Below are 25,575 nucleotides of genomic sequence, written 5' to 3' on the forward strand. Positions count from 1 at the left end.
AACCAGCATCGGCTACCGGAAGACGCCTGTCTCAACTGCGATCCGGGGTTGCCAGCCTTTTCCTGGAACACCGCCCCCGGCCGACAACGCCGAGGACGGTGAAGATTTCCAAGACCCGCTATCCGGTAGATCGCAAGGCTGCACCGCTTAAGTGAACAGCATTACGGCGCGTGGCCGGGGCTTTTCGATTCACTTGAACAGCGTGTCCGGGTATTCCGGCTTCTGTTCCCGCGCCAGCAGGGCGCGCAGGCCTTCTTCCGGCGTCTGCTCGCCATGCAGGACGGCACGCACGCGGTCGGAAATCGGCAGGTCGATGCCATGGCGGCGTGCCTGTCGCATCACCTCATCGGCAGTCTGCACCGACTCGACCACCTGGCCGATCTCGCGGATGGCATCCTGCAGCGTCTGCCCACGGCCCAGGGCCAGGCCCAGGCGGCGGTTACGCGACAGGTCGCCGGTGCAGGTCAGCACCAGGTCGCCCAGGCCAGCCAGGCCCATCAGGGTTTCCGGCTTGGCACCGATGGCGGCGGCAAGCCGCAGCATCTCGTTCAGACCACGCGTGATCAGGCCGGCACGGGCGTTCAGGCCCAGCTGCATGCCATCGGCCACGCCGGTGGCCACGGCCAGCACGTTCTTCATCGCGCCGCCCAGCTCGGCACCCACCATGTCATCGCCTGTGTAGGCGCGGAACGCCGGGCCATGCATGGCTTCGGCCACGGTCTGCGCGAACTCCGGCACGTCGCCGTGAACGGTGATGGCGGTGGGCAGGCCCAGGGTCACTTCCTTGGCGAACGACGGCCCGGTGACCACGGCCAGCGGCACGTCGTCCCCCAGGATCTCGCGCGCCACTTCATGCAGGAAGCGGCCCGAACCGGGTTCAAAACCCTTGGTGGCCCACGCCACGCCGGCACCAGCCGGACGCAGCGGTGCCAGCGCACGCACGGTTTCGTTGAACGCGTGCGACGGCGTCACCACCAGCACCCAGGCGGCATCCTGCAGGGCGGCCGCCATGTCGGTGGTCGCACGCAGGCTGTCCGGCAACGGGATGCCCGGCAGGTAACGCGGGTTCTCGTGGCGCTGGTCGATGGCTTCGACCACGGCGGCATCGCGCCCCCACAGCACGGTCGGGTGACCGTGCCGGGCAAGCAGGGTGGCCAGCGCGGTTCCCCAGGAACCGGCGCCCAGCACGGCGATCTTGTCAGCGGTAGTGCTCATCCGTGACGTCGCAGCGGGGATCAGGCGTTGCCGACCGGCTCGGAGTCAGCCAGCGACGGTGCGTCGCCCTGCTCCTGGCGCTGGCGCAGGGTTTCTGCGTACAGGCCTTCGAAGTTGATCGGCTGCAGGAAGAACGGCGGGAAGCCGCCGGCCTGGATCAGGTCGCTGACCAGCTGGCGCACGTACGGGAACAGGATGTTCGGGCACTGGGTACCGAGCAGCACGTCGATCGACTGCGGGTCCAGGCCGACCAGGCCGAACACGCCGGCCTGCTTCACTTCGGCCACGTAGGCGGTGCGCTCACCGGCCTGGCAGGTCAGGGTGACGGCCAGCACGACTTCGAAGGCGTTCTCGCCCAGGCGCTGCACCTGCTGGTTCAGGTTGAGCTGCAGTTCCGGCTGCACCTGGTCATTGAAGATGGTCGGGGCATTCGGCGATTCGAAGGAAACGTCCTTGACGTAGATCTTCTCGACGGTGAACGCGGGGCCGTTGGCGGCATCGACCGGCGCGACGGCGCCGTTGGTGGTCTCTTCGGACATTTCCAGTAACTCCAATGAATGCAATGAAAACGAGTGTCGAACTACAGGGTTGGGGGCAGCGGCAGGCCCATACAAGGCCAGTTCCGCCATCCCCTGCAATCAGTTGCGGCCCTTGACCAGCGGCAATTCGGCCTGCTGCCAGGCGGGAATGCCGCCTTCCAGCACGAAGACCTTCTCGAAACCGGCCTTCTTCAGCGTCTTGGCGGCGGTTTCCGACGCGTTGCCGCTGCGGCACACCAGCACCACCGGGCTCTGCTTGGCGTTGGCCACCAGCTTGTGCTCGGCGTTGAAGGCGCTGGCCTGGGCGCTGCGGCTGCCGGCGATGTGACCCTTTTCGAAGTCAGCGCTGGGCGACAGATCGACCACGACCGCGCCACCGGCATTCATCAGGTGGGTCAGCTCGGCTGGCTTGATGCCCTTGTAGCCCCGGAACAGGCGACGGGTTTCGGTGACGATGAGGGCCACGGTCAGGCCGACCAGGGCCGCGGACAGCATCGGGTTTCGGCCTGCAAAGGCCAGCAACTCTTCGTAATTCACTCAGGTCACGGGTCGATTAAGCGGGCGCCGATTGTCGCACAAGCCGCAGGCGGCCCGTCACTGCCCCTTCCACAGGTCCGGCAGGCCGGCCGCCTGCCACCAGCGCTTGGCTTCCGGGTCCCAGCGCCAGCGCTCGACCACCACCACGGTGCGCTCGGCCTGGGTGTTCTGGTTGATCACCCCGATTTCCACCCGCCGCTCGACCTGGCCACCGTCCAGCGAGGCGCTGCTGCGCTCGCGGTAGGAGGACACGCGCAGCTGCGCGTAACGGTTGAGCTCGAACTCGGTGGGCGGCTTTTCCTTGCGCAGCTCCGGGTCCAGGTAGGCAATGGCATCGTCCATGCTGCCCCAGCGGATGGTCGCGCCGTAGGCGATCTGGGTCTCTTCCAGCAGCTTGCGCTGCTTGCGGGTGAGGTCGTCGGCAGCGGCACCGGCCACTGCACTGACCAGCAGCAGGGAGCACATCAGGAACTGGATCAGGCGGCGCATCGGTGGTTTCCCCAGGACGTCAGCCTGCCATCCTACCCTCTGGCGAAGGCGACGAAGCGACCGCTCAGCTCGGCGGCCGAACGGCCATCGGCTCCCGGCTGGCGGGCGACGATGCTGATGCGGGCCTTGCCGCGCTGGCGGAAGGTGGCCAGGAAGGTATCCCAGCTGCCGGCTTCGGCGGTTTCAGCGTGGGCGTGCAGGTCTTCGTAGACCGGCGCCAGGTAGCGCAGGTTGCTGTCGGCCACGTAGACCTCGGCATCGTGCCCGGCCAGGCGCAGGCGCAGGCTGACCAGCGCCCAGCCCGACAGGGTGAGCACCGAGGCCAGGCTGCCACCGAAGGCGTTGCCCTTGTCGTTGACGTTGGCGGCCAGGGGCGCGGTGATGCGCAGGACGCCGTCGGCATAGCCATCCAGGCGGATCTGCATCGCACGGACCGCCGGCATGCAGTCAAGCACGTCCTGCAGGGAGGCCAGCGAGGAGGTCAGGGCATCAGCGGACATCGAGCAGCAACCACGACAACGAAGGGCCCGCATAATGACGTCAATGGCCAACCATACGATACCCACTGGCTGGACCCTGATTTCGCTGCGGCCGCAGGGACAGCATGCCGGGCTGAGGCTGGCTGCGGCCAGGCTGGGCGGGGCCACCGTGGCGTTGTCGCCGTGGCGGCTGCAGCGGCTGCGGGGCGCGGCGGTCGAACAGCGGCTGAACCGGGCGCTGTCCTGCGCGCGGGTGGTGTTCACCAGCCCGGCGGCGGTCGCGGCCGCTGCGGCACTGCAGCACCTGCCTGCGGCCCAGCGTGGTCCGTGGCTGACCGTGGGCGAAGGCACCGCGCGCGCCCTGCACGCGCAGGGAATTACCGACGTGCACGCGCCACAGCGGATGGACAGCGAAGGCCTGCTGGGCCTGCCGGTGCTGGCCGACGTGCGCGGCACGGACATCGGCCTGGTGACTGCACCCGGCGGCCGCGGCCTGATTGCCGCACAGCTTGAGGCAGCGGGCGCGCGGATCATCCGTGCCGACGTCTACCAGCGGGTGCCGCTGGTGATACCGCGGCGAAAACTGGCGCGATTGGCCCGCTCGGGGACGCCGTGGTTGCTGGCCGTCAGCAGCGGCGAGGCCCTGCAGCGCTTCTGGCAGCAGCTGCCCCCCGGTGGGCAGCAGCGCCTGTGTGAACAGGCCATCGTGCTGGCCGCCAGCGAACGCCTAGCCGAGCAGGCGCGCGCGCTGGGGTTTGCCAGCGTGGTGCGCAGCGAAGGGCCCGCCGTCACCCAGATGACGGCGGCCGCACACGCCGCGCTCACTGCCCCGGCAGCGACCTGAACAGGCACCCGGCGCACGCTTGCCGGGTTCAGCGCCAACGGTAATGCTGTGTCCAACGCTGCCTGCTGGCTCCCCGCCAGTAAGGCCGCCGACAAGGAAGCCCGATGAACGACACTCCGCCACCTGCCCCCTCCCGCCGTCCTGCACGCTGGCTGCTGCCGCTTGCGGTGCTGGTGGTGCTGGGCGCCGCGGGTTACGCGGGCTGGCACCACTGGCAGCAACAGCAGCGCGACCGGGCGGCACAGGCACAGACCACGGACGTGCAGCTGAAGGGGCTGGAGGCGACCGTCGAGGCCCTGCGCCGCGACCAGCGCGCGACCAGCCAGCGCCTGCAGGATGCGGCCGCCACCAACCGCGTGCTGCGCGATGAAATGCTGGGCCTGTCCCAGCGCAGCGCGTTGCTGGAAGAGAACCTGACCCGGCTGACCGAAAGTGCCAACCAGGGCCGCCAGGCCGTGCAGCGCGACGAGGCCGAGCTGCTGCTGACCCAGGCCGCGCAACGGCTGGCCTTCGCCGACGATGTGGAAGGCGCGCGCCGGTTGTATGCGCAGGCCGCCACCGCGTTGGCCGACCTGCCGGACAACGAAGGCCTGAACCTGCGCCAGGCGCTGGTGCAGGAACGCGACGCGCTGGATGCACTGGGCACCGGCCCGCGCGTGCAGGCGCTGCACCGACTGGATGCCGTGGCCCAGGCGCTGCAGGGGCTGCCCTCCGAGCTGCCGCCCTCGCCGGCCGAAGCGGCTGCCAAGCCGTGGTGGCAATCGGCGCTGGCGCCCTTCGTGGATATCACCCCGACCCGCTTGAACGGCCCGCTGACCCAGGCCGAGCGCGCTGCCGCCGATGACGCGCTGCAGCTGGAACTGACCCTGGCCCGCGCGGCCATCGAGCGTGGCGACCGCAGCGGCCGTGATGCCGCGCTGAACCGCGTGGCCCACTGGGCGCAGCGGCGCTGGCCGGATTCACCGGGCCTGCGCGCGCAACATGCTGAACTTCAGGCCTTGCGCAAGGCCCCCCTGCAGGCCGAGAGCAGCGTGCTAGGCAGCACCCTGCAACAACTGCGCTCCCAGACCGACCGGAGGTAACACCCGATGAAACCCCTGCAATCCCTGGTCGTACTGCTGCTGGCCGTGGCCATCGGCGTGGTGGCTGCGCAATGGCTCGGCACCGATGATCTGAACCGCTATGGCGAAGTGACCCTGCGCTACGGCGGCTACGACTACCACAGCAACCTGCCCAAGGTGGCCCTGCTATCGGTGATCGGCGTGCTGGTGCTGTGGCTGCTGTGGAGCCTGGTGGCGGCGCCGTTCCGCGCCTGGGGCCGCTACCGCCGCAAGCAGGGCCGCGTGCGCCTGATCGATGGCCTGCAGGCCTACGAACACGGCCACTGGCAGCGTGCGGAAAAGCTGCTGGATGGCGCGGCCGCCGACCCGGAAGTGAGCGCGGTGGCGCTGGCGAACGCGGTGCGCAGCGCGCAGTCGCGTGCCGATGCCGCATCCGGCGAGGCGCTGCTGCAGCGCCTGGGTGAAAGCGATGCCACGCTGCATGCGCTGCTGCGCGCCGAGCAGCTGCTGGCGCGCGACCTGCCGGTGGATGCGATCAACGTGCTGGACGTGGCGGCGATCCAGCCGCTGCCGCCGCGCGGCCTGTGGCTGCGCACCGAAGCGCTGGCCCAGGCCGGGCGCGCGCACGAGGCCTACGGCCAGCTGGGCGCGCTGCGGCAGAGCAAGGTGCTGCCGGCCGACGCCAGCAGCGAACTGGAAGCCCGCCTGGCCGCGCAGGCCCTGCTGGAGGCCGGCGATGTGAACGCGCTGGCCGCGCAGTGGGAAGCCACGCCGAAGGCACTGCGGCCGACCCCGGACGTGGTGGCGGCCTATGCCACCCGCGCGGTGGCGCTGGATTGGGATGAGCCGGCGCTGCTGGCACTGGAACAGGCGCTGGACCATCGCTGGGACGACGAACTGGTGGCGCTGTATGGCCGCCTGCCTGCCGAGCGGCTGGCCACCCGCCAAGCCAACCTGGCGCGCTGGCGCAACGTGCATGACGATTCAGCCGCGCTGCGCCTGGCGCAGGGCCGCATCGCCCTGGCTCAGCAGCAGTGGGATGCAGCGGATGCGTTCCTGCACGAAGCCATTGCCGCCGGTGCCGGTGCGCCGGCGTGGGAGGCGCTGGGTGAAGCGTTTGCCCAGCGCGGCGAACACGCACTGGCCGCGCAGTGCATGGCCAATGCGCTGCGCCTGCAGCGTGGCGAGGACAGTGTGGCGCTGGTGCATGCGGTCGATGCCGTGCCGCGCAGCACGGTGGAAGACCTGCCTACTGCCGCGCAGCCGCCGGTGTACGACGCCAATGAGGTGCGCGATGAGTTCGGCAACCCGCGGGTGCCGTGAGCATGGCTGAGGTGTGCCGACCAACGGTCGGCACCCACCAACAGAAACGCCGCCCGATGGGGCGGCGTTTTTTGTTGATCTGGTAGTCGCCAACCTTGGTTGGCGCTCGGCACTCACCCGAGCGGTTGCACTGCACGGCCGACCAAGGTCGGCATCTACCAAAGCACTCCCCGGCGATGACGCTGCACGGCCGAACCGAAGCATTTCCGGTAGTCGCCAACCACAGAAACGCCGCCCGATGGGGCGGCGTTTTTTGTTGATCTGGTAGTCGCCAACCTTGGTTGGCGCTCGGCACTCATCCGAGCGGTGGCACTGCACGGCCGACCAAGGTCGGCATCTACCAAAGCACTTCCCGGCGATGACGCTGCACGGCCGAACCGAAGCATTTCCGGTAGTCGCCAACCTTGGTTCGTACCTGAAGCGTGCCGACCAACGGTCGGCACCCACCAGAGCAGCGGCAATCAGCGTTCGACGATCGCCACCACGCCCATGCCGCCAGCGGTGCAGATCGACACCAGCGCGCGGCCACCGCCGCGTTCGGCCAGCTGCTTGGCCGCCGTCGCGATCACGCGGGCACCGGTCGCGGCGAACGGGTGGCCGGTGGCCAGCGACGAACCCAGCAGGTTGATCTTGTCCGGGTCGATGCGGCCCATCGGTGCATCCAGGCCCAGGCGGTTGCGGCAGTAATCCTCGCTCTCCCACGCACGCAGGGTGCACAGCACCTGCGCGGCGAAGGCTTCGTGGATCTCGTAGATGTCGAAATCCTGCAGGGTGAGGCCGTTGCGCTTGAGCATCTCCGGCACGGCGACGGTCGGTGCCATCAGCAGGCCTTCACCGTGCACGAAATCCACCGCCGACACGTGGGCATCGCGCAGGTAGGCCTGCGGCTCGTGGCCGTGCGCGCGGGCCCATTCCTCGCTGGCCAGCAGCACCGCAGCGGCACCATCGGTGAGCGGAGTGGAATTGGCGGCGGTCAGCGTGCCGCGGCCCGAGACCTTGTCGAAGGCCGGCTTCAGCGTGGCCAGCTTTTCCAGCGAGGTATCGGCGCGCAGGATGTTGTCCCGCTCGACGCCACGGAACGGCGCGATCAGGTCGTTGAAGAAACCGCGCTCGTAGGCAGCAGCCAGCTTCTTGTGCGAGGACACCGCCCATTCGTCCTGCGAATCACGCGAGATGTTCCATTCCTTGGCCATGTCCTCGCAGTGGTCGCCCATGCTCTTGCCGGTACGCGGCTCGGCCACGCCGGGGAACTCGGGCTTGAGTTCGGAGAGCTTGAAGCCGGAGGTCAGCGCGCGGATCTTGTCGCCGGTGCTCTTGGCCCGGTTGGCGGCCAGCAGGCGCGCGCGCAGCTTCTTGCCGTACACGATCGGCACGTCGGAGGTGGTGTCCGAGCCGCCGCCGATGCCCGACTCGATCTGCCCCAGGGCGATCTTGTTGGCCACGGTGATGATGCTGTCCAGCGAGGTGCCGCAGGCGCGCTGCAGGGTGATGCCCGGGGTCAACGGCGACAGGCCCGAGGACAGCGTGGCTTCACGGCCCAGGTTCCAATCGCTGGAATGCTTGATGACCGCGCCCATCGCCACTTCGCCGAGCTGCTGGCCGTGCAGGCCGAAGCGTTCGACCAGCGCACCCAGTGTCCGCACCGACATGCCAAGGTTGCCGACATCCGAATACGCGGTGTTCTGGCGGCAGAACGGAATGCGGACGCCACCGAGGATGGCGACGGGACGAGCGTTGGGCATGGAGATACCTGGCATGGATGAGGGTGTCTGCAACATGGCCTGCACGACGGAGCAGGCATAATGGAGCCAAGTGTAGCTGCCGCCCTGTGATGGGCCAACCGTGGAACCATGAGCAAACCCGACCCCGCGATGAATGCCCTCGGCGTGCTGGCCCTGGAACTGGCCAACGGCGAAATCCCCCGCCAGGCGGTGCTCAGCGCCGACCAGGCCGGTGAACTGGCCGACCGTATCGGCCGTGATCTGGCCAAGCTGGTGCCGCAGGTGGCCGAGCTGGACCTGGTGTTCGCCGCCGCCCATTTCGACCCCGCTGAAATCCTGCGCCCGGGCTGGCCGATCCACCGCCGCCTGGAAGAACTGCAGATGCGTGCCCCGGGCCGCAGCCAGGGCCCGCGCCTGCTTGCCTTCGGTGCCGGCGCCGATGGTGAAGTGCCGCTGCCGTTCCAGGCCGATGCGACGCTGGTGGGCGGTGGCCTGCGCGTGGTGCCCTTCCTGCTGACCGGCAGCGACGTGGCAACCACCGCTGCGGTGGCCGACGCGCTGGAGGACGTGCTGCTGGCCAACGGCATGGCCCATGCCGATACGGCACTGATGGCGCAGAACAGCTTCGGTGCGCGCATCGAGCACGCGCGCTACTTCACCGTGAACGACCTGGCCGCGATGATGTCGATGCAGTACGACAACCAGGGCCTGGCCGCGCTGTGGCCGCTGATCGAAACCGCGATCATGGCCCCGGGCCAGGACGAGTGGCTGGAAAACGCACCCGAGCCGCTGCTGCGCTATACGCAGGGCGAGGCGCGCATGGCGCTGTTCGATCCGGCCGGCTGGTGCGCGTACTACAACCACAGCAAGGGCGACTGCGACCGCCTGCAGGGCATCTACGAGCAGTTCCTGATGCGCCAGCGGCAGATGGCCGCGGTGCTGGAAGCACACGGCGTGCCGGTGCTGTTCGTGCATTGCGAGGCCGGGCAGGACGCGCGCGAGCTGCTGGCGCGCTGATCCACAGCGCCCCGGCGGCTAGTTGTAGAGCCGAGCCCATGCTCGGCTCAGGCCGCCTGCAGAGCAGCCGAGCATGGGCTCGGCTCTACAGGAAGCGATCGTGCCTTACGGAGCCTTCTGGATGACCGCGCAGGCCAGGCGCGCACCGGCGTTGCCGGTCGGCTGGGTCTTGTAGTCGTCCGCGTCGGCGTGGACGATCAGGCCACGGCCGATGATGTCGAAGTCATCTCCCTTGCCGATGTTGACGTTGCTCGAGACCGGGCCGTCGATGGTGGCCACGCCCTTGTCGTCGGCCTTGATGTTGGGCATGTCGCCGCCGTGGTGCGGATCGGCCGAAACGTTGCCGTGGTCCTGCTTGCCCGGGTTGAAGTGGCCGCCGGCGCTCATGCCGTCCGGCGCACTGCAGTCGCCCTTCTCGTGGATGTGGAAGCCGTGCTCGCTGCCCGGCTTGAGGCCGGTGATCTGGCCGGTCACGTGCACCTTGCCGTCGACGACCTTGAAGGTGACGCTGCCCTTGGTCTCGTTGCCCTGGGTCGGTGCCAGTTCAGCACTGGCCGTGGCATCGGTAGCCGCCGCCGCGTCGGTCGCCGGTACCGTGGCCGGGTCGGCCGGTGCGGCCGAGCCTTCGGCCGGGGTGGTGGCCGGGGCTTCCGGGGCTGCTGCCGGCTGCCGGTTGCAGGCCGCCAGGCCCAGGGCGGCGATGGCCGCGAACAGCGAGGTATGGATCAGACGCATGGAACTCTCCTTGGAATGATGCCCGTGGCGATCAGCGGGTAACCCGGATCACACCGCAGGCGATGCGGACGCCGGCGTTGCCGGCGGGCTGGCTGCGATAGTCATCGGCGTTGGCATGCACGACCAGTGCACGCCCGACGATATCGGTGGCGGCGCCTCCCCCAAGGGTAACGCCCTTCAGGTGCACATCGACATTGGCGCGGCCCTGCGCGTCGGCCTGCAGGTTGTCGATGTCGCCCAGATGGTGCTTGCCGCTGCCGGCGCGGCCGTGCGCGCTGCCAGCGGGGTTGAAGTGGTTGCCGGCGCTGCTGGCATCCACCGCGCTGCAGTCACCGCGCTCGTGGATGTGGAAGCCGGCCCGCTGCATCGGCTGCAGGCCACCGACCAGGCCGGTCAGGTGCACGCCACCGCTTTCGGTCTTCAGCACCAGGCGGCCACTGACGATGCTGGCCGAGGCCGGCGCCAGGTTGGCGTCGGCCAGCTGCGCCACGGGCGTGGTGACCACCGGCGGCGGCGTGGGCTGCGGCTTCTGCGGCGCACTGCCACAGGCAGACAGCAGCACGGCGGCGGACAGCGGCAGGACGGCAAATGACAGGCGCATCAGGAAACTCCTTGCAGGGAACACTACGGACGGCATCGTCCATGGCGGATCAACAGTTCGGCAAGCGGGTGCGAGGACCGCGTGCAGGGGACGTTCAATGGCCCCCGCGGCGGCGGCCGGCGCCCAGCTTGCGGGTGAGCGTGTTACGGCCCAGGCCGAGCCGTGCAGCGGCTTCGGCGCGTCGGCCATGGGTGATCTGCAGCGCGGCTTCCAACAAGGCGTGGTCCACGCGCTCGCGCACCTGCGCATGCAGGCCCTCGGTGCCTTCGGCCAGTTGCCGCCGAGCCCATTCGGACAGCAGCGTTTCCCACTGGCCCGCATCGGCACCCGCGCTGCTGCCACGACGGCTGCGGCTGCGGTTCAACGCAGTGTCGACGTCGGCCACGCCGATGGTGTCGGCGGCAGCGAGTGCAGCCATGCGCCAGCAGACGTTTTCCAGTTCGCGCACGTTGCCCGGCCAGTCGTGCTCGCGCAGCGCCTGCAGAGCGGCGGCGGTGAGTCGCTTCGGGGGCGTGTCCAGCTTGTGTGCGGCAGCGGCCAGGAAGGTGGTGGCCAGCTGCGCGATGTCCTCGCGGCGGTCGCGCAGCGGCGGCAGCTGCAGGCGCACCACGTCCAGGCGATGCAGCAGGTCGGCACGGAATTTCCCCTGCGCGACCAGCCCTTCCAGGTCCTGGTGAGTAGCAGCCACCACGCGCACATCCACATGGATCAGCTCGCGGCCACCGACGCGGAAGAATTCGCCCTGGGCCAGCACACGCAGCAGGCGGGTCTGCAGCGGCAACGGCATATCGCCGATTTCATCGAGGAACAGCGTGCCGCCGTTGGCCTGTTCGAAGCGGCCGATGTGGCGGCGCTGCGCACCGGTGAACGCGCCCGCCTCGTGGCCGAACAGTTCACTTTCCAGCAGTTCGGCCGGAATGGCGGCGGTATTGAGCGCGACGAACGGGCCCTGCGCACGCGGCGATTCGCGGTGCAGGGCATTGGCCACCAGTTCCTTGCCGGTGCCGGTTTCGCCGGTGATGAGCACCGCCAGCGGTGCCTGCGCCAGGCGGCCGATGGCGCGGAACAGCGCGCGCATCGGTGGCGTGTCACCTACCAGCTGAGGCGGCTGGTCGATGGGCGTTTCGGCTACCAGGGTGGGCGCGGCCAGTGCCGGCGCCACGGCGGGCAGCACGCGCTGGGCCAGCGCCACCGCATCGTCGAGGTCGAAGGGCTTGGACAGGAACTCGTGCGCGCCACCGCGGAACGCGCCGGCCGTGCTTGCCACATCGGTGTAGGCCGACATCACCACCACCGGCAGCTGCGGCAGCGCAGCCTTCAGCTTGTCCAGCAGCACCAGGCCGTCGTCACCGGGCATGCGCACATCGGTGAACAGCAGCGCCGGTGCCGGGCCTTCGTTCAAGGCCTGCAACGCGGGGGCGGCGCTGTCGAAATCGACAACCTGGTAACCGGCCTCGCGCAGCGCGGTGCACAGCACAAAGCGCACGGCGCGGTCATCGTCGACCACCCAGATGCGCTGCGCGGCGGTAGGGGAATCAGACATCGCGCGGGGCCTCCTCGGCCGGGACGGCGCCGTTGCCGATCGGCAGCAGCAGGGTGAACACGGTATGGCCCGGGCGCGAGCGGTAGGTGAGCGTGCCTCGGTGTTCGCGCGCTACCTGCTGGGCCAGCGCCAGGCCCAGGCCGGTGCCTTCGGCGCGGCCACTGACCAGCGGCAGGAACAGGTGCTCGGCCAGTTCCTCGGGCACGCCGCGGCCGTCGTCGGCGATTTCCAGGCGCAGGGCCAGGGTGTGCAGCTGTTCGGCGATGCGCACGCCGTGTTCGACGCGCGTGCGCAGGATGATCCCGCCGGCGCCGGCCTGGATGGCGTTGCGCACCAGGTTCCACACCGCTTGGGTGAGGCGGTCGGCATCGCCATGGAACTCTGGAATGCTGGGGTCGTAGTCGCGCTGCAGGCGCACGGCCCAGCCGGCCTCGTTTTCGGCCAGGCGCAGGACGCGTTCCAGCGAGGCGTGGATGTTCAGCGGCGCATGCGGTGCGGCCGGGGCCGGCGACAGCAGCTGGTCGAGCAGGCCATTGAGGCGTTCGATCTCCGAGCCGATCAGCTCGATCAGTTCGCGCTCGCTGGCGTCGCGCTGTGCGGCACGGCGGGCCAGCAGCTGCGCCGCGCCCTTCAGGCCGGCCAGCGGATTGCGCAGCTCGTGGGCCAGGCCCTTCAGCGCGGCACTGAGCGCGCTGGGCAGGGCCTGGGTCGGGTCGAGACCCGGAAACTCGTCGACCGGATGCGCTTCCAGCAGCCAGCCGCCATCGTCGCGGCGGCTCATCCAGCCTTCGGCGAAGCGCGCGCCCTCGCCCGGCAGAGCCAGCGCCAGGCGGTTCAGCCGCAGGCTGTCGCGCTCGTCGCGGGCCAGGAAATGGGCCAGCGCCTCGCCCTGCACTTCCAGCGCGGCCAGCGGCTGGCCGATCAGGCGGCGGACGCTGACGCCCAGCCAGCGGGCGAAGGCGGGATTGCAGCCGATGATGCGGCCATCGGCCCCGGCCCAGGCCAGCGGCGTGCCGAGGGCGTCGAGGGACGGCGGGGGTGCGGGGTCGGACATTGCACCAATGTAGTGCAAAACGGGGGGCGGGTATCAGATCGCTTCGTATGCGTCACCGGATGCCGTGCTTTGGAATTACCTGTCCGGCTTGCTGATTGGATACTAACGCCTTACGATACTATCGACAATCGTTACTGCCATGCCTATCCAGTCGTTCGCCTGCAAACGCACGCAGGCGCTGTTCGATGGCCAACGCGTGCCGAGGTGGCGCCACATCGAAGCCGCTGCCCTGCGCAAGCTGGCGATGCTCAACGTTGCGGCCGATCTGCGGGATGTGCGCATACCTCCGGCCAATCGCTTGGAGCCGTTGCACGGGGACCGATGCGGCCAGTACAGCATCCGCATCAATGATCAGTTCCGATTGTGCTTCGTCTGGACCCGAGAAGGCGCCGCCGAAGTCGAAATTGTCGATTACCACTGAAGGAGCCGCGCGCATGCGAACCGTCCCGTACCCCGCTCCCGGCGAGATCCTGCTGCATGAGTTCCTGGAGCCGCTGGGCATCACCCAGTACCGCCTGGCCAAAGCAATCGGCGTGTCGCAGCGCCGGATCGGCGAGATCGTTACCGGCCAGCGTGCCGTGACGGCAGATACTGGACTGCGGCTGTCCCGCTACTTCGGCGTGTCCGACAAGTTCTGGATCGGTCTGCAGGCGGATTTCGACGCGGCGATGACGAAGGAGAAGCTGGCGGAGGTTCTGGCGCGGATCGAGCCTTACAACGCGGTGGCATGAACCTGTCCGGGGTCGGATCCCTTTCCATCAGGAAAGGGCTCTGCCCCCTGCAGGTCGAGCAAGCTCGACCACTACCAAAACCGTGGCCGCTTACAGCTTCATGTTCAGGCCGACGAACACGCTGCGGCCCGGGGCCGGCGAGAACATCGGGCGGGCGCTGTCCCAGAAGAAGCTGTCGTACCAGGCGTAGGCGTACTCGCGGCCGGTGACGTTCTTCAGCTGCAGGTCCACGCTCCAGCGCGGGTTTATCTGGTACGCGGCGCTGAGGTCGAGCACGGCGAAGCCGCCGAACTTGCCGGCCACGTTGCGCTCTTCCAGGTAGTAGTCGCCCTGCGCGCGGGCCTGCAGGCCCAGGCGCAACGCGTCGCTGGCGCGGTAATCCACGCCCAGGTTGCTGATGCGGCGCGGGGTCGCCGCCACTTCCCTGCCCTGCAGCGAAATGCTGGCATCGCGGTCGTCGCGGGTGATCTTCGCTTCCTGGTAGGCGTGCGAGGCCCACAGCGTCCAGTCATCGCCCAGCTGCAGGCTCAGCTGCGCATCCACGCCGCGGCGGCGGGTCTTGCCCAGAGTGACCGTAGTACCGGTGGCCGGCATGTTGGACACCTCGTTTTCCGCGTCCTGCTGCCACACCGCCAGGCGCGCCTGGCTGCCGGCGAACGGCTCGAACTTCAGGCCCAGCTCCATGCCGGTGTTGGTGGACGGCTGCATCGGCGCCTGCCCCGGGGTGAGGTAGGCCGGTGCGGTGGAGCCGGTGAGCACCTGGAAGGTGCGGCCCCAGTTGGCGTAGACGTGAGTGGTTTCGCCCAGGCTGTGGATGACGCTCAGCTTCGGCTGGCCGATGGTGCCGTAGTCCTGCAGGCGGCCGCTGACGCCGTTCATCAGATGCGTGCGTCCACTGAAGCGGTCCACGCGGTAGGCCGGCACGATCTTCCACGCCTCGGCAGGCTGGTAGATGGCCTGCACGTAGGCACCCCAGTTGTCGAAGCTGTGGCGGTCATCGTTCTGCACGCGCGCCGGTGCCTGGCTGAAATCGGTGGGTTCGGCGTAGGCGTAGCGCTCGCGGATGTAGCCGTTGTCCTGCTGCTCGTAGTTAAGGCCACCCTCCACGGTGAGCGCGGGGCTGGCCTGCCAAGTGAGCGTGCTGAGCAGGCCGGTCTGGCGTTCATCCCAGACGCGGCGCTGGCGCGGCAGGTTGCCGGTGGGCAGGTCGCTGAAGGTCACGCGGCGGTCGTCTTCGTAGCGGTTGTAGTACAGCCGCGTGCCGAAGGTGAGCGCGTCGGACAGCTTCAGGTCCACGTGCGCGGCGATCTGACGCATGTCGCGGTCATCGCCATCGTTGCCGTTGCGCAGATCGCTGCCACGGCGATGCGCGTGCAGTTCGTCAGCGGTCATGAAACCGGGTTCGTCGGCTTCGTGGTGGTACGCTCGCGCGGTCAGGCCCACGCGCAGGCCGTCGTCAAGCGAGCCGTAGAACCATTTGCCGCCCAGCGAGTACTTCTTCGAGGTGTCGTGGTCGCGGTAGCCATCGCTGGCCTGGGTGCCGACGAAGTAGTTCTGCGCAAAGCCATCCGCTTCGCGGCCCACCGCCAGCTGCGCGTCGCGGGTGTTGTAGCTGCCGTAGGCCAGCCGCGCATCGGTGTAGTTGCCGCCTTGGCGCGTGCCGAAGTTCACGTTGCCGCCGATGTTGTGCAGGCCGTAGCGCGGGTCGTTGGTCCCGCGCACCACTTCGATGTAGCTGATTTCCAGCGGGAACAGCATGTCGATGAAGCGCTGGTTGCCGCTGTTGACGTTGCTGGGGATGCCGTCGATGAGGGTCTTGATGGCGTTGAGGTAGCCCTCGCCGTTGAAGGCGCGGAAGCTGACCTTGCCCGATTCGGCACCCTGCCGCGTTTCGGTGAGCTGGATGCCGGGCATCTGCCCCAGCAGCTCCCAGCTGTGCGAGACGTTGCGGTCTTCGATCTGGTCCGCGCCCAGCACGTCCACCGAGGTCAGGACCTGGTGTGCGCTCAACTGGCCTTCGCCATGCTGGTGCACCTGCACCTTGCCGAGGGTGAGCGCGGCATCGGCCGACTGTGCGAAAGCTTCAGGGGCGAACGGGGCGGCCGCGAGGGCAGCCACCAGCGTGGAGGTCTTCATGGGGGTAGAAGGGGGTAGATGAAATGTAATTATATAACATTTCACGCGTGGAGCCCGTAGAGTCGAGCTTGCTCGACTGCTTCTGGCAAACAGCAGTCGAGCATGGCTCGACTCTACAAAGGCGGTGAAGCAGTCGAGCAAGCTCGACTCTACGAAGCGGGGTGGAGCAGTCGAGCAAGCTCGACTCTACGAAGCGGGGTGGAGCGGTGCTTACACCGGGTAGCCGGTGGCTTCCCTGGCCTTCTTCCAGGCGCCTTCAAATTCGCGCGCGGAGATTTCGTCGTCCTCGTCGAAATCGAGGAACGACACCGGCTGGTCGGCCAGCAGGAAACGGTCGTCGCTCTGGCCGTGCTCGTCGGACCAGACCAGCTTGGTGCCGTAGATTTCCACCTGGCGCACGATCTTCTCGCCGCGGGCTTCCATCAGCACGTTGCCCTTGCCTAGGCCCGATTCGGCCCAGTGCTTGTAGTACTTCCTGGCGGTGTTGTTCTTGATGTTCTTCATTGCAGGGGTCCTGGCCGAAGCGGCGGCCGGAGAGTTCGGAATGGGCCCATTATCAGGCATACGGGGTCAGAGCCCTTTCCTCTGGAAAGGGATCCGACCCCTTGCCGGTTCAGTTCGGCAGGGGCGCGCCCTTCGGCCACAGCATCCAGAGGTTGCCCTTCTGCTTCATGTCACCGGCCAGCTTGCCGGCGGCATCGCCACTGCCCCAGTACAGGTCGGCGCGCACTTCGCCGGCGATGGCACCGCCAGTGTCCTGCGCGGCCACCGGACGCACCACCGGGCTGCCATCCGGACGGGTCGTGGATAGCCACAGCAGGCTGCCCAGCGGCACCACGCTGCGGTCGACCGCCACGCTGTAGCCGGCGGTCAGCGGCACGTTCAGCGACCCGCGCGGGCCTTCCGGACTGTCGGCGCTGCGCACGAAGAACACGTAGCTGGGGTTGCTGCGCAGCAGCTCCGGCACGCGCGCCGGGTGCGCTTTCGCCCACGCGCGGATCGCGTCCATGGTGACGTCTTCCTTCTTCAGCTCGCCCTGGTCCACCAGCCAGCGGCCGATGGCGCGGTAGGGGTGGCCGTTCTGCTCGGCATAGGCCAGCCGCACCTGGGTGCCATCGGCCAGGCGCACGCGGCCCGAGCCCTGGATCTGCAGCAGCTGCAGGTCCATCGGATCGGTCAGCCAGGCCAGCACGGGCGCCTTGGAGCCCTTGCTGGCAATGGTGCCGGCGTCGTCATAGGGCTTGAGCACCTTGCCGTCGAGGCGGCCACGCAGGCGCTTGCCCTTCAGTTCGGGGTAGAGGCTGTCCAGCTGCACCACGATCAGATCGTCGGGCGTGCCGTACACGGGCACCGTGGCGGTGGCTGTGCGGGTCAGGCTGCCGGGGTAGATGGGTTCGTAGTAGCCGGTGATCAGGCCATCGGCCTGGTGGCCCCCGGCGCGCAGCGCGTACACGTCGAGATCGCGCTGCAGGAACTGGCGGATCGCCGCCGGGTCCTTGTCGGACACCGTGGCTGCGGTCGCGCAGGGCTGGGCCCAGACCGCGTCGTTCTTCAGGCGGGTGCAGCTGCTGCGCCAGGCGGCGAAGCCGGCCTGCAGGTCGGCATCGGAGACCGCCGGCAGTACCTTCCAGTCGACCTTGGCGTAGGTGGCGGCAGGCTTGCTCGCTGCTGCCGGAGCGTCAGGGCGCGTGCCCGGGGTGGAGCAGCCAGCAAGCACGGCCAGCGCAAGAACGCTCAAGCTCGCGCGACTCAGGGGGACGATGATGTCTTTCATGGCCCCAATGTAGAGGAAATGGCGCAGCGCCGGACCCCTCGGGTGCCTGGCACCACGCGCTTCCTTCAGCGTCCTCCGCTGCCCAGCAGGTCACTGTTGCCGGTGGCGAACACCGGCGGCGGCACGTCCAGCACGGCGTCGTTCACGGTGCGACCGGCGAGGAAATCGACGATGTTGCGCGCAATGGCAGGATTGCCCGTCCACAGCTCGTGGTGATGGCTGGCATTGCGTACCAGCAGCGAACGGCCGTTGCTGAAACCTGGGCGCAGCGCGTCGGCATTGGCAGGCGGCGTGCGCCCATCCAGTGAGCCACTGATGAACAACACCGGCACGTCGCTGCGCAGCGGACCGCGGAAGGCGTCGCCCAGATCGGCCAGGCCCAGGCCGTTGCCAATGGCGGGGAACGGGAAGTTCAGGGCATCACCGAACAGGCTTTCACGTGATTGCGCCGCTACCCGGGCCAAGCGCTGCGGGCTCTGCCCGGAGGCCACATCCATCGCCAGCCCCATGGCCGGGAACTGCGCGAACTGTGCGCGCACGATCAGCACCAAGTCGGCCAGCGGGTCATAGTTGCCGCGCTCGGCCTCGCGCAGGACCAGCGGCAGCCATTGCTGGGTATGTCGCTGGCCAAGCACATTGGCAATCAGGATCTGCGCATCGAATTCACCGATGGTCACCTGGCGACCGTCATGCATGCGGCTGCGACCCTGTCGTGGCTGCTCACGCAATGCCTGCAGCACACGCTTGGCCGATCCGGCCAGATCGTCGAAGCCATCCTTGCGTGCCAGCGGCGCCAGTTCCTGCAGCAGAGCATCGCTGCTGAGCGGCAGCTTCAGGGTGTCATCGGGGCCTTCGGTGCCCATCAGCACCACGCGCTGCAGGCCTTCGCCGTGCAGGCGCAGCGTGGCCAGGGCCAGATGGGTGCCGTAGCTCATGCCCCACAGGCTGATCTTCGGCACATTCAACGCGCGCCGCAGGTCGTCCAGGTCGCCAGCGCTCTCGGCCGTGGTGTAAGCGCCCAGATCGACACCGGCCTGACGCCAGAACGCCACGCACTTGCCAGCCGTTGCCTGCACTGCGGCCAGGGCCGTATCGCGCTGTAGAGGCTGAGCGTCGTCGAAACGTGTTTCATGCGGGCATTCCGGTGGGGGCTCGGACAGGCCGGCACCGCGCTGGTCGAGCAGCAGCACGTCGGCCTCGCGGCGGACCTGGTCGAACACCGGCCAGCGCGGGCCGCGTGCGGTGTCGATGCCCGAGCCGCCCGGGCCGCCCGCCAGGTACACCACGGGTGCAGCACGGCCATCGCCGGCGGTTGCACGCAGGCGCACCACCTTGAGGTGCAGGCGCGGTCCCTCCGGCTCGCTATGCCGGCGCGGCACGTCCAGCACCGCGATCTCGGCCGGGATGGCGCCATGCGCTTTGGTCTGCAGCGTGTAGGGTTCGAAGGCGAGTGCCGCCGGGCGAGCCTGTGCGGGAATGGCCGTAGTGACTGCCAGGCAGAGCGCGGCCAGCATGGCGGCCACGGCAGAGCGACGAGACAGAACACGGTGGGAAAGCATGCGGGCGCTGCGGGTCATGATCGGCTCCAGGGAAAGGTCGTACGTGGCCAGCATCTGCTGCATCGCGGGGTGGTAGAGGCGCCCGCCTGCTGAACGTCTCCGGCGGGCGGTCCAATGGCTCCACGCAACCGATAGGATGGCCACCATGCAGATCACACGAACCCTGGCTGTCCTTACTGTCCTGCTTGCAGCCGTGGCGGCGTGGCTGATCGTCTCGACGCCGCCCCCCGGAATGGTGGTTGTGCGGGACGCGCAGATGGCCGTTGCGCGAGTAGACGCATCCGACGCTCTGCCGACGCACCCACCGGCGAACCTCGGCTGGCAGCCGCTGGACCAGCAGCAACTGTCGAAGTGGCGAGGCCCCTATTGGCTGCGCTGGCAGGTGCCAGCAGCAACCGGCCCCGACAGTGGTGGACGCACACTGCGGCTTTCACTGCGCGCGGCCAGTCAGCTGTACTGGAATGGCACGCCCTGGATCAGCAATGGCGTCGTGGGTCGCACCGCTGAAGAGGAGCAACCGGGACGCGTCGACCTCGTCCATGTGCTCCCTCCCGCTTCAGGCAATGCCAACGATGAGCTGGTCGTGCTTGCATCAAGCCAGCGACAGCATTTCACCCTGCATGGTGCCGATGCGATGGTGCTGATCGCTCCTGCCGCGGTGATGTATGGCCAGATCATCCTGCCATGGCTGATCGCTGCCTTCGCCACAGGAGCATTGGCGGCGGCGTGCCTGTATTTCCTGTCGGTGCTGCGCGGCCAGACACGCACGCCCGGTGCGCGCCTGCTGCTGGCACTGGGCGTGGTGGGGCTGGCGTTGCCGGCGGTGGAAGCGTGGCGCTCCCTGTTGGGGTATGACTACCCGTGGCACGGTCCGCGCCTGGTCGCATTGCTGGTGCTGCACGTGGCAGCGGCCGCGCTGCTGCCGGCCTATCTGGCGCGGCGCTTCGGCGTGGCGGTGCCGCGCGCCGGTGGCCTGCTCTATCTGGCGATGATCGCGGCGCTGGCCATCAGCCTGCCCGGCTTTGACACGCGCTCGGCAGCGGTGCTGTTGTTGAGCCTGCTGGCCTCGGCATGGCTGCTGCTGCGCGCGCGTGGCGAAGCGGAAGATCGATGGCCAATCCTCGCGTTGCTGCTGGCCGGCCTGCTGGCGTTGCTGGTCGCGCGTAGCGCGTTCCTTGATGGGCCCTACTTCCTGCTGCTGGCGGTGTTGATGGTGTTCCTGCTGCTGCGTCACGCGGCGCAGCTGCAAGCGCTGGACCGGCACAACGCGTTGCTGCGCGAAGAACGCGCACGCCTGTCATTGCAGTTGTTGCAACGGGGCATCCAACCGCACTGGCTGATGAACACGCTGACCTGCCTGCAGGAACTGATCGAGCAGGCACCGCAGCGCGCGAGCCGCCTGGTGGAGTCGCTGGCCGACCAGTTCGATCGCCTGCGCGACAGCAGCAGCCGCCAGAGTGTTCCGTTGCAGGAGGAGCTGGCCTTGTGCCGCAGCCATCTGGACATCGTGGGGTTGGCACTGGGCCAGCGCATGGTGCTCGAGGTGGAGGGTGAGGATACGGTGCTGTCGCTGCCGCCGGGCATCCTGCATGCACAAGTGGAGAACGCATTGACCCATGCCGGCGCGATGGCCTGCGCATTGCACCCGTTCCATCTGCGCGTGCGGCGCGACGATGTCCGATGGGTGCTGGAGCTGCACAGTGCGCGTGGTACGGCCGCGCGTCGTGGCCGTGGCACCGGTACGCGCTATATCGAGGCCAGCCTGGCCGCCGCCTTTCCTGACGGCTGGGCCTTCGCGCAGGTCGCCGAAGGCGACCGCTGGTGCGGCCGGATCGAGCTGACATGCGCATCCTGATCGTTGAGGACGAACCGCTGGTGCGCCAGCGCCTGCTGCGCCTGTGCAGCGAACTGACCGGAACGCGTGCTCGCTTCGATGCCGTGGCCGACCTCGAGTCAGCCGGAGATCGTCTGCAACGCAGCGTGTACGACGGGCTGCTGCTGGACCTCAACCTGGGCGGTGACGATGGTTTCGAGCTGTTGCGGCGTGCAGTGGCCGGGCGTTACCAGTGCGTGGTAGTGTCGGCCCACCGTGATCGTGCGCTGCAGGCCTTCGAACACGGTGTGCTCGACTTCGTTCCCAAACCGTTCTCGCGCGAACGTCTTGGCCAGGCATTGGAACGCTTGCTCGATAGCGGTGGCGTGCGTTCGGGGCGCGCGCGCTATCTGGGTATCTGGCGTGCGCAGGGTACCGCAACCGTTGAGTTGGCCGATGTGATGTGGATCGGGGCCGACGGTGACTACAGCCAGGTGCGCATGCGCGATGGCCGCAGTGAACTGCATGACAAATCGCTGGCCGCGCTGGCCAACGTGCTGCCTGCGGATTTCGTCCGCTGCCACCGATCGCATCTGGTCAATCTGCAGCACGTGCGTACGCTGCATGCCGCCTCCGGCAGCCGCTACTGGCTGGTGTTGAGCGATGGCAGCGTACTGCCTGTTGGCCGAGCGCATGTGGCCGCGCTGCGCGCTGCGTTGGGGATGCAATGAGGTCACGCCGGGCCATTCCCGGTGCAAAGCAGAGGCCGCGCTGCGCGCTCGCCGGGCATGGCCCGGCGCTACCGTCAGTTGGCTACGGCGTCTGCAGCAGCGTTCATCTCCAACGCATGCGGCCCAGCACCGGGTTGCCGGCCAGATGGTGCTTGATCACCGCCGCCACGTGCAGCACGACCAGGCCGGCCAGCACCATGCAGGCGTACTTGTGGGCACGGTTGAAGTCCGCCGTGATCGCTGCGTCGGACAGCGGCGCGGGGATCACCAGCAGATGGAACACGTCGATATCCCGCTCCATCATCAGTACGCCGGTGGCAAGCACCACGGTCGTGGCGGCATAGATGGCCCAGTGCGCGATCCGTGCCATCGGCTCACCGGCGGCATGGCGGCCGCGGCCGATGATCGCCAACCCCAGGCGCAGCGCGAAGAACGGAACCAACACGGTGGTGAGCGATACGTTGATGGAGCCGATGGTGTGCTTCACGCTGGCCGAGACATCGGCGAACGCCACGTAGAAGCCGGTGAACGTGGCCCACAGGATGATGACGGCGGAGAACCAGTGCAGCAGCACCTGTGTTCTGGAGTAAGGCATGGCATGTCGCTCCGGCAATAAAGCGGAGCGACGTTAAAGGTTCTGTGCCACGTACTGAATCGGACTCATTGCAAATGCGGCCGACGCCGGCGTGTTTTCCAACGCGGATCACATCACAGCAGGGTCAGGGCGTCTGCAGCAGCAGCGAATGCAGGATGCGCGCGTCTTCGGCGTCCAGCGTCTTCGGCAGGTCGTCGCTGCCGCGGAAGCGGCGATGGAAGGCGGCGACGGCCGCTTCGCGATCCTCCAGCGGGTAACCGAAACGCGCCATCGCATTCCACGCATCGAAACCGTCCGGTGCGACGCCATCGCTGGCACGCGGCCACACGCCGAAGCCGGCCTCGGCCAGCTGCTGCCACGGGAAGAAGCGGCTGGGGTCGGCCTTGCGCGTCGGCGCGAGATCGGCGTGGCCGATCACCTGCCGCGGCGGGATGTTGAGGCGCTCGGTAAGGTCGCGCAGCAACAGGATCAACGATGCGATCTGCGCGGGCGTGAATGGTGTGCTGCCGTTGTTGTCCAGCTCGATGCCGATGGAGGCCGAGTTGAGATCGGTGATGGTGCCCCAGCGGCCGGAACCCGCATGCCAGGCGCGGCGTTCATCGCTGACCAGCTGGTAGCGGTGGCCATCGGCACCGATGAGGTAGTGCGCGCTGACCCGGCCGCCGCTGTTGGCGGTGCGCAGCGTGTGCAGGCTCTGCTGCACCGAATCCTGTTCGGTGTGGTGGATGACGATGACGACCGGATCGCGCGCGTTCTGGTTTGGCGATGGCACCCAGGTGGCCAGCGGATTGCGGCTTTCCTGCGGCGCGGAAGCACAGGCGGCCAGCAGCAGGCAGGCCGAGAGCATCAGAGGGGTGCGGATCGGGTGCATGCGTTCGATTGTGGGCGATCACGCGCGACGATGCATGCCGTGGTACCGACCAACGGTCGGTACCCACCAGAACAGAGGCCCGAGGGGAGTGCCGACCAACGATCGGCACCCACCAGAGCAGAAGGCTGCCCGCCGTTACCTCAGGCCTCGTAGGCCGATTCGCCGTGCGAGGTGACATCCAGGCCGGTACGTTCGGCCTCCTCGGTCACGCGCAGGCCAACCACCACCTTCACCAGCAGCAGGATGGCCGCGGTGACCACCGCCGACCAGACCACGGTGAGGCCGACGCTGACCACCTGCACCCACACCTGGTGGCCGATATCCAGATCGGCCTTGGTGCCGCCCAGCGACTGCGCGCTGAACACACCGGTGAGGATGGCTCCGACGATGCCGCCGACGCCGTGCACACCGAACACGTCGGCAGTGTCGTCCACCTTCAGCAGGCGCTTCAGGCCGGTGACGCCCCACACGCAGACCACGCCGGCGACCAGGCCGATGACGATGGCGCCCAGCGGGCCCACGGTTCCGCAGGCCGGAGTGATGCCGACCAGGCCGGCCACCGCACCCGACGCTGCGCCCAGTGCCGACGGCTTGCCCTTGGTGATCGCTTCGGTGAGTGTCCAGCCCAGCACCGCCGCCGCAGTGGCCAGCACGGTGTTGAGGAAGGCCAGCGAAGCGACGGTGTCGGCGGCAGCGGCCGAGCCGGCGTTGAAGCCGAACCAGCCCACCCACAGCAGCATCGCGCCGATGTAGGTGAACGGCACGTTGTGCGGCTTCAGCGCGGTCTGGCCATAGCCCAGGCGCTTGCCGAGGAACCAGGCGCCGACCAGGCCGGCCACGCCCGCGTTGATGTGCACCACGGTGCCACCGGCGAAATCGATCGCGCCCATTTCACCGAGGTAACCACCACCCCAGACGATGTGTGCCATCGGAATGTAGCTGAGGGTGAACCACAGCGCCGAGAACAGCAGCACCGCGCGGAACTTGATGCGTTCGGCGAAGGCGCCGACGATCAGTGCGGTGGTGATGCCGGCGAAGGTCGACTGGAAGGCGACGAACAGATAATCCGGCAGGCCCTTGATGGGCGTGTTGCCGACCGAATCAGGAGTGAAGCCCTTCAGGAAGGCGAACTCGGTGAATGAACCGAAGAACGGATTGCCGGCGCTGAACACCGCGCTGTAGCCGTAGGACACCCACAGCAGCAGCACCAGCGAGAACACCACCAGGATCTGGCTGAGCACCGACAGCACGTTCTTCGAACGCACCAGACCGCCGTAGAACAGGGCCAGGCCGGGCACCACCATCAGCAGCACCAGCAGGGTGGAGGTGAGCATCCAGGCCACGTCCCCATGGTCGAAGGCGGGGGCGGCGGCTTCAGCGGCGGCGGGCGCGGCGGCAACCGGAGCCTGCAGCGGCTCGACCGCGACGGTTTCGCTGGGCAGCGGTGAAACCTCGGCCTGGGCGTGGGCAGTGCCCGGCCACGCACCGGCGGCGAGCGCGCTGAGCAGCATCAACAGGCACACGAGATGGAACCGGGCTTGCCACCCGGTGAGAAGGCGCATCTTCATTGGGGGAGTCTCCGGAAGGGGTTACAGCGCGTCGGCACCGATTTCGCCGGTGCGGATGCGGATGACCTGCTCGACGGCAGTGACGAAGATCTTGCCGTCGCCGATCTTGCCGGTGCCTGCGGACGATTGGATCGCTTCGATCACCGCGTCGGCACGCTCGTCGGTCACCACGGTTTCGATCTTGATCTTGGGCAGGAAATCGACGACGTACTCGGCACCGCGATACAGCTCGGTGTGGCCCTTCTGGCGACCGAAACCTTTCACTTCGGTCACGGTGATGCCCGACACGCCAGCGTCGGAGAGGGCCTCGCGGACCTCGTCGAGCTTGAACGGCCGGATGATGGCGGAGATCAGTTTCATGCGCATGTCCCGATGGTGGATGGGGCCACCGCGCCAGCGCGCGATGGCATCAGGCAACCACGGGCCATCGTGATGATGGCCGTGGCTGTTGCACCGGACACGTAATGGGCCGGGACGGCCGTGCCTCTCTGCTTGCACGACCGACGCGGGAGGGAGGGCGGCCCATGTCGCGTATCCGGTCTCTCTCTTGCCCCTGGTTCAGCGGGCCAATGGCCCGCGTTTCCAATGCAGCGGACCAACGGTCCGCTCTACCACGACGGGCCTGCGCCCGCCATGCGG

At 68.2% G+C, this 25,575-nt stretch carries 26 protein-coding genes and 1 pseudogene; 9 read left to right on the forward strand and 18 right to left on the reverse strand.

Annotation, left to right across the window (positions count from 1 at the left end):
* Positions 1-155 (forward strand): annotated as a pseudogene (locus FJU31_RS10160) (IS4 family transposase); the annotation flags it as partial.
* 34 nt (positions 156-189) lie between these two features.
* Here the strand turns inward: FJU31_RS10160 and FJU31_RS10165 are convergent.
* The 5 genes from FJU31_RS10165 to FJU31_RS10185 all read right to left on the reverse strand — a co-directional run bounded on the left by FJU31_RS10165 (position 190) and on the right by FJU31_RS10185 (position 3,280).
* A complete protein-coding gene (locus FJU31_RS10165; RefSeq protein WP_150454644.1) occupies positions 190-1,215 on the reverse strand; it encodes an NAD(P)H-dependent glycerol-3-phosphate dehydrogenase in 1,026 nt (341 codons plus the stop codon).
* 20 nt (positions 1,216-1,235) lie between these two features.
* On the reverse strand, positions 1,236-1,754 hold the full coding sequence (gene secB, locus FJU31_RS10170; RefSeq protein WP_116862835.1) for a protein-export chaperone SecB: 519 nt from the start codon (positions 1,752-1,754) through the stop codon (positions 1,236-1,238).
* Positions 1,755-1,853: 99 nt separating this feature from the next.
* Positions 1,854-2,291, reverse strand: a complete 438-nt coding sequence (locus tag FJU31_RS10175; protein WP_150454645.1) for a rhodanese-like domain-containing protein — start codon at positions 2,289-2,291, stop codon at positions 1,854-1,856.
* 57 nt (positions 2,292-2,348) lie between these two features.
* Entirely contained in the window at positions 2,349-2,780 is a 432-nt protein-coding gene (locus FJU31_RS10180; RefSeq protein WP_108767289.1) for a hypothetical protein, read from the reverse strand.
* Positions 2,781-2,812: 32 nt separating this feature from the next.
* Positions 2,813-3,280, reverse strand: coding sequence for a YiiD C-terminal domain-containing protein (locus FJU31_RS10185; RefSeq protein WP_150454646.1), 468 nt, complete (start codon positions 3,278-3,280; stop codon positions 2,813-2,815).
* A gap of 34 nt (positions 3,281-3,314) precedes the next feature.
* On the opposite strand from FJU31_RS10185, the gene FJU31_RS10190 reads away from it, so the two are divergent.
* The 3 genes from FJU31_RS10190 (at position 3,315) to FJU31_RS10200 (ending at position 6,487) form a co-directional block, all read left to right on the forward strand.
* Positions 3,315-4,103: a uroporphyrinogen-III synthase gene (locus FJU31_RS10190; RefSeq protein ID WP_150454647.1), complete on the forward strand. Its 789-nt coding sequence runs from the start codon at positions 3,315-3,317 to the stop codon at positions 4,101-4,103.
* A 104-nt stretch (positions 4,104-4,207) separates the two neighbouring features.
* Positions 4,208-5,185, forward strand: a complete 978-nt coding sequence (locus tag FJU31_RS10195; RefSeq protein WP_150454648.1) for a uroporphyrinogen-III C-methyltransferase — start codon at positions 4,208-4,210, stop codon at positions 5,183-5,185.
* A gap of 6 nt (positions 5,186-5,191) precedes the next feature.
* The gene (locus tag FJU31_RS10200) at positions 5,192-6,487 is read left to right on the forward strand and encodes a heme biosynthesis protein HemY (protein WP_150454649.1); all 1,296 of its coding nucleotides are present in this window, start codon (positions 5,192-5,194) and stop codon (positions 6,485-6,487) included.
* A gap of 461 nt (positions 6,488-6,948) precedes the next feature.
* Here the strand turns inward: FJU31_RS10200 and FJU31_RS10205 are convergent, their stop codons facing one another.
* Positions 6,949-8,244: an acetyl-CoA C-acetyltransferase gene (locus FJU31_RS10205; RefSeq protein ID WP_108745665.1), complete on the reverse strand. Its 1,296-nt coding sequence runs from the start codon at positions 8,242-8,244 to the stop codon at positions 6,949-6,951.
* 93 nt (positions 8,245-8,337) lie between these two features.
* Here FJU31_RS10205 and FJU31_RS10210 point away from each other — a divergent pair, with 93 nt between their 5' ends.
* The gene (locus FJU31_RS10210) at positions 8,338-9,225 is read left to right on the forward strand and encodes a hypothetical protein (RefSeq protein WP_150454650.1); all 888 of its coding nucleotides are present in this window, start codon (positions 8,338-8,340) and stop codon (positions 9,223-9,225) included.
* Positions 9,226-9,330: 105 nt separating this feature from the next.
* Here FJU31_RS10210 and FJU31_RS10215 read toward each other — a convergent pair whose 3' ends face one another.
* The 4 genes from FJU31_RS10215 to FJU31_RS10230 form a co-directional block, all read right to left on the reverse strand.
* Complete coding sequence (locus FJU31_RS10215) at positions 9,331-9,960, reverse strand: superoxide dismutase family protein (protein WP_150454651.1); 630 nt, start codon at positions 9,958-9,960, stop codon at positions 9,331-9,333.
* Positions 9,961-9,991: 31 nt separating this feature from the next.
* Positions 9,992-10,561, reverse strand: coding sequence for a superoxide dismutase family protein (locus tag FJU31_RS10220; protein WP_150454652.1), 570 nt, complete (start codon positions 10,559-10,561; stop codon positions 9,992-9,994).
* Between the two features lie 94 nt (positions 10,562-10,655).
* On the reverse strand, positions 10,656-12,104 hold the full coding sequence (gene ntrC / locus FJU31_RS10225; protein WP_150454653.1) for a nitrogen regulation protein NR(I): 1,449 nt from the start codon (positions 12,102-12,104) through the stop codon (positions 10,656-10,658).
* On the reverse strand, positions 12,097-13,158 hold the full coding sequence (locus FJU31_RS10230) for a two-component system sensor histidine kinase NtrB (RefSeq protein ID WP_150454654.1): 1,062 nt from the start codon (positions 13,156-13,158) through the stop codon (positions 12,097-12,099). The genes ntrC and FJU31_RS10230 overlap by 8 nt, the downstream gene beginning before the upstream one ends.
* Positions 13,159-13,297: 139 nt before the next feature.
* Between FJU31_RS10230 and FJU31_RS10235 the strand changes: the two genes are divergently transcribed.
* Positions 13,298-13,579, forward strand: a complete 282-nt coding sequence (locus tag FJU31_RS10235) for a type II toxin-antitoxin system RelE/ParE family toxin (RefSeq protein WP_150454655.1) — start codon at positions 13,298-13,300, stop codon at positions 13,577-13,579.
* 13 nt (positions 13,580-13,592) lie between these two features.
* The gene (locus FJU31_RS10240) at positions 13,593-13,889 is read left to right on the forward strand and encodes a HigA family addiction module antitoxin (RefSeq protein WP_108767277.1); all 297 of its coding nucleotides are present in this window, start codon (positions 13,593-13,595) and stop codon (positions 13,887-13,889) included.
* Between the two features lie 90 nt (positions 13,890-13,979).
* Here the strand turns inward: FJU31_RS10240 and FJU31_RS10245 are convergent, their stop codons facing one another.
* The 4 genes from FJU31_RS10245 to FJU31_RS10260 form a co-directional block, all read right to left on the reverse strand.
* Positions 13,980-16,025: a TonB-dependent receptor gene (locus tag FJU31_RS10245; protein WP_150454656.1), complete on the reverse strand. Its 2,046-nt coding sequence runs from the start codon at positions 16,023-16,025 to the stop codon at positions 13,980-13,982.
* Positions 16,026-16,235: 210 nt separating this feature from the next.
* Positions 16,236-16,529 carry a hypothetical protein gene (locus FJU31_RS10250; RefSeq protein WP_150454657.1) on the reverse strand — a complete coding sequence of 98 codons (294 nt, stop codon included), beginning with the start codon at positions 16,527-16,529 and terminating at the stop codon, positions 16,236-16,238.
* Between the two features lie 109 nt (positions 16,530-16,638).
* Positions 16,639-17,799 (reverse strand): murein transglycosylase A, encoded by a 1,161-nt coding sequence (gene mltA, locus FJU31_RS10255; protein WP_150454658.1) that lies wholly within the window; start codon positions 17,797-17,799, stop codon positions 16,639-16,641.
* Between the two features lie 65 nt (positions 17,800-17,864).
* Positions 17,865-19,376: an alpha/beta fold hydrolase gene (locus FJU31_RS10260; protein ID WP_150454659.1), complete on the reverse strand. Its 1,512-nt coding sequence runs from the start codon at positions 19,374-19,376 to the stop codon at positions 17,865-17,867.
* 127 nt (positions 19,377-19,503) lie between these two features.
* On the opposite strand from FJU31_RS10260, the gene FJU31_RS10265 reads away from it, so the two are divergent.
* Positions 19,504-21,213 (forward strand): histidine kinase, encoded by a 1,710-nt coding sequence (locus FJU31_RS10265; RefSeq protein ID WP_150454660.1) that lies wholly within the window; start codon positions 19,504-19,506, stop codon positions 21,211-21,213.
* Positions 21,201-21,902: a LytR/AlgR family response regulator transcription factor gene (locus tag FJU31_RS10270; RefSeq protein ID WP_150454661.1), complete on the forward strand. Its 702-nt coding sequence runs from the start codon at positions 21,201-21,203 to the stop codon at positions 21,900-21,902. The genes FJU31_RS10265 and FJU31_RS10270 overlap by 13 nt, the downstream gene beginning before the upstream one ends.
* A gap of 103 nt (positions 21,903-22,005) precedes the next feature.
* On the opposite strand, the gene FJU31_RS10275 is transcribed toward FJU31_RS10270, so the two are convergent.
* The 4 genes from FJU31_RS10275 to FJU31_RS10290 all read right to left on the reverse strand — a co-directional run bounded on the left by FJU31_RS10275 (position 22,006) and on the right by FJU31_RS10290 (position 25,296).
* Positions 22,006-22,497, reverse strand: a complete 492-nt coding sequence (locus tag FJU31_RS10275; RefSeq protein ID WP_150454662.1) for a cytochrome b — start codon at positions 22,495-22,497, stop codon at positions 22,006-22,008.
* Between the two features lie 124 nt (positions 22,498-22,621).
* On the reverse strand, positions 22,622-23,368 hold the full coding sequence (locus FJU31_RS10280; protein ID WP_150454663.1) for an N-acetylmuramoyl-L-alanine amidase: 747 nt from the start codon (positions 23,366-23,368) through the stop codon (positions 22,622-22,624).
* 140 nt (positions 23,369-23,508) lie between these two features.
* Positions 23,509-24,936, reverse strand: coding sequence for an ammonium transporter (gene amt, locus FJU31_RS10285; RefSeq protein ID WP_150454664.1), 1,428 nt, complete (start codon positions 24,934-24,936; stop codon positions 23,509-23,511).
* Positions 24,937-24,957: 21 nt separating this feature from the next.
* Positions 24,958-25,296 carry a P-II family nitrogen regulator gene (locus tag FJU31_RS10290; protein WP_004134334.1) on the reverse strand — a complete coding sequence of 113 codons (339 nt, stop codon included), beginning with the start codon at positions 25,294-25,296 and terminating at the stop codon, positions 24,958-24,960.
* Positions 25,297-25,575: the final 279 nt, after the last annotated feature.

This window comes from Stenotrophomonas cyclobalanopsidis, from assembly GCF_008710035.1.
Classification (GTDB): Bacteria; Pseudomonadota; Gammaproteobacteria; order Xanthomonadales; family Xanthomonadaceae; genus Stenotrophomonas; species Stenotrophomonas cyclobalanopsidis.

Coding starts and splice junctions, on each gene's coding strand:
- FJU31_RS10165 (WP_150454644.1), bottom strand. CDS start 1,215: ATGAGCACTACCGCTGACAAGATCGCCGTGCTGGGCGCCGGTTCCTGG.
- secB (WP_116862835.1), bottom strand. CDS start 1,754: ATGTCCGAAGAGACCACCAACGGCGCCGTCGCGCCGGTCGATGCCGCC.
- FJU31_RS10180 (WP_108767289.1), bottom strand. CDS start 2,780: ATGCGCCGCCTGATCCAGTTCCTGATGTGCTCCCTGCTGCTGGTCAGT.
- FJU31_RS10185 (WP_150454646.1), bottom strand. CDS start 3,280: ATGTCCGCTGATGCCCTGACCTCCTCGCTGGCCTCCCTGCAGGACGTG.
- FJU31_RS10190 (WP_150454647.1), top strand. CDS start 3,315: ATGACGTCAATGGCCAACCATACGATACCCACTGGCTGGACCCTGATT.
- FJU31_RS10195 (WP_150454648.1), top strand. CDS start 4,208: ATGAACGACACTCCGCCACCTGCCCCCTCCCGCCGTCCTGCACGCTGG.
- FJU31_RS10200 (WP_150454649.1), top strand. CDS start 5,192: ATGAAACCCCTGCAATCCCTGGTCGTACTGCTGCTGGCCGTGGCCATC.
- FJU31_RS10205 (WP_108745665.1), bottom strand. CDS start 8,244: ATGCCAGGTATCTCCATGCCCAACGCTCGTCCCGTCGCCATCCTCGGT.
- FJU31_RS10210 (WP_150454650.1), top strand. CDS start 8,338: ATGAGCAAACCCGACCCCGCGATGAATGCCCTCGGCGTGCTGGCCCTG.
- FJU31_RS10215 (WP_150454651.1), bottom strand. CDS start 9,960: ATGCGTCTGATCCATACCTCGCTGTTCGCGGCCATCGCCGCCCTGGGC.
- FJU31_RS10220 (WP_150454652.1), bottom strand. CDS start 10,561: ATGCGCCTGTCATTTGCCGTCCTGCCGCTGTCCGCCGCCGTGCTGCTG.
- ntrC (WP_150454653.1), bottom strand. CDS start 12,104: ATGTCTGATTCCCCTACCGCCGCGCAGCGCATCTGGGTGGTCGACGAT.
- FJU31_RS10230 (WP_150454654.1), bottom strand. CDS start 13,158: ATGTCCGACCCCGCACCCCCGCCGTCCCTCGACGCCCTCGGCACGCCG.
- FJU31_RS10235 (WP_150454655.1), top strand. CDS start 13,298: ATGCCTATCCAGTCGTTCGCCTGCAAACGCACGCAGGCGCTGTTCGAT.
- FJU31_RS10240 (WP_108767277.1), top strand. CDS start 13,593: ATGCGAACCGTCCCGTACCCCGCTCCCGGCGAGATCCTGCTGCATGAG.
- FJU31_RS10245 (WP_150454656.1), bottom strand. CDS start 16,025: ATGAAGACCTCCACGCTGGTGGCTGCCCTCGCGGCCGCCCCGTTCGCC.
- FJU31_RS10250 (WP_150454657.1), bottom strand. CDS start 16,529: ATGAAGAACATCAAGAACAACACCGCCAGGAAGTACTACAAGCACTGG.
- mltA (WP_150454658.1), bottom strand. CDS start 17,799: ATGAAAGACATCATCGTCCCCCTGAGTCGCGCGAGCTTGAGCGTTCTT.
- FJU31_RS10260 (WP_150454659.1), bottom strand. CDS start 19,376: ATGACCCGCAGCGCCCGCATGCTTTCCCACCGTGTTCTGTCTCGTCGC.
- FJU31_RS10265 (WP_150454660.1), top strand. CDS start 19,504: ATGCAGATCACACGAACCCTGGCTGTCCTTACTGTCCTGCTTGCAGCC.
- FJU31_RS10270 (WP_150454661.1), top strand. CDS start 21,201: ATGCGCATCCTGATCGTTGAGGACGAACCGCTGGTGCGCCAGCGCCTG.
- FJU31_RS10275 (WP_150454662.1), bottom strand. CDS start 22,497: ATGCCTTACTCCAGAACACAGGTGCTGCTGCACTGGTTCTCCGCCGTC.
- FJU31_RS10280 (WP_150454663.1), bottom strand. CDS start 23,368: ATGCACCCGATCCGCACCCCTCTGATGCTCTCGGCCTGCCTGCTGCTG.
- amt (WP_150454664.1), bottom strand. CDS start 24,936: ATGAAGATGCGCCTTCTCACCGGGTGGCAAGCCCGGTTCCATCTCGTG.
- FJU31_RS10290 (WP_004134334.1), bottom strand. CDS start 25,296: ATGAAACTGATCTCCGCCATCATCCGGCCGTTCAAGCTCGACGAGGTC.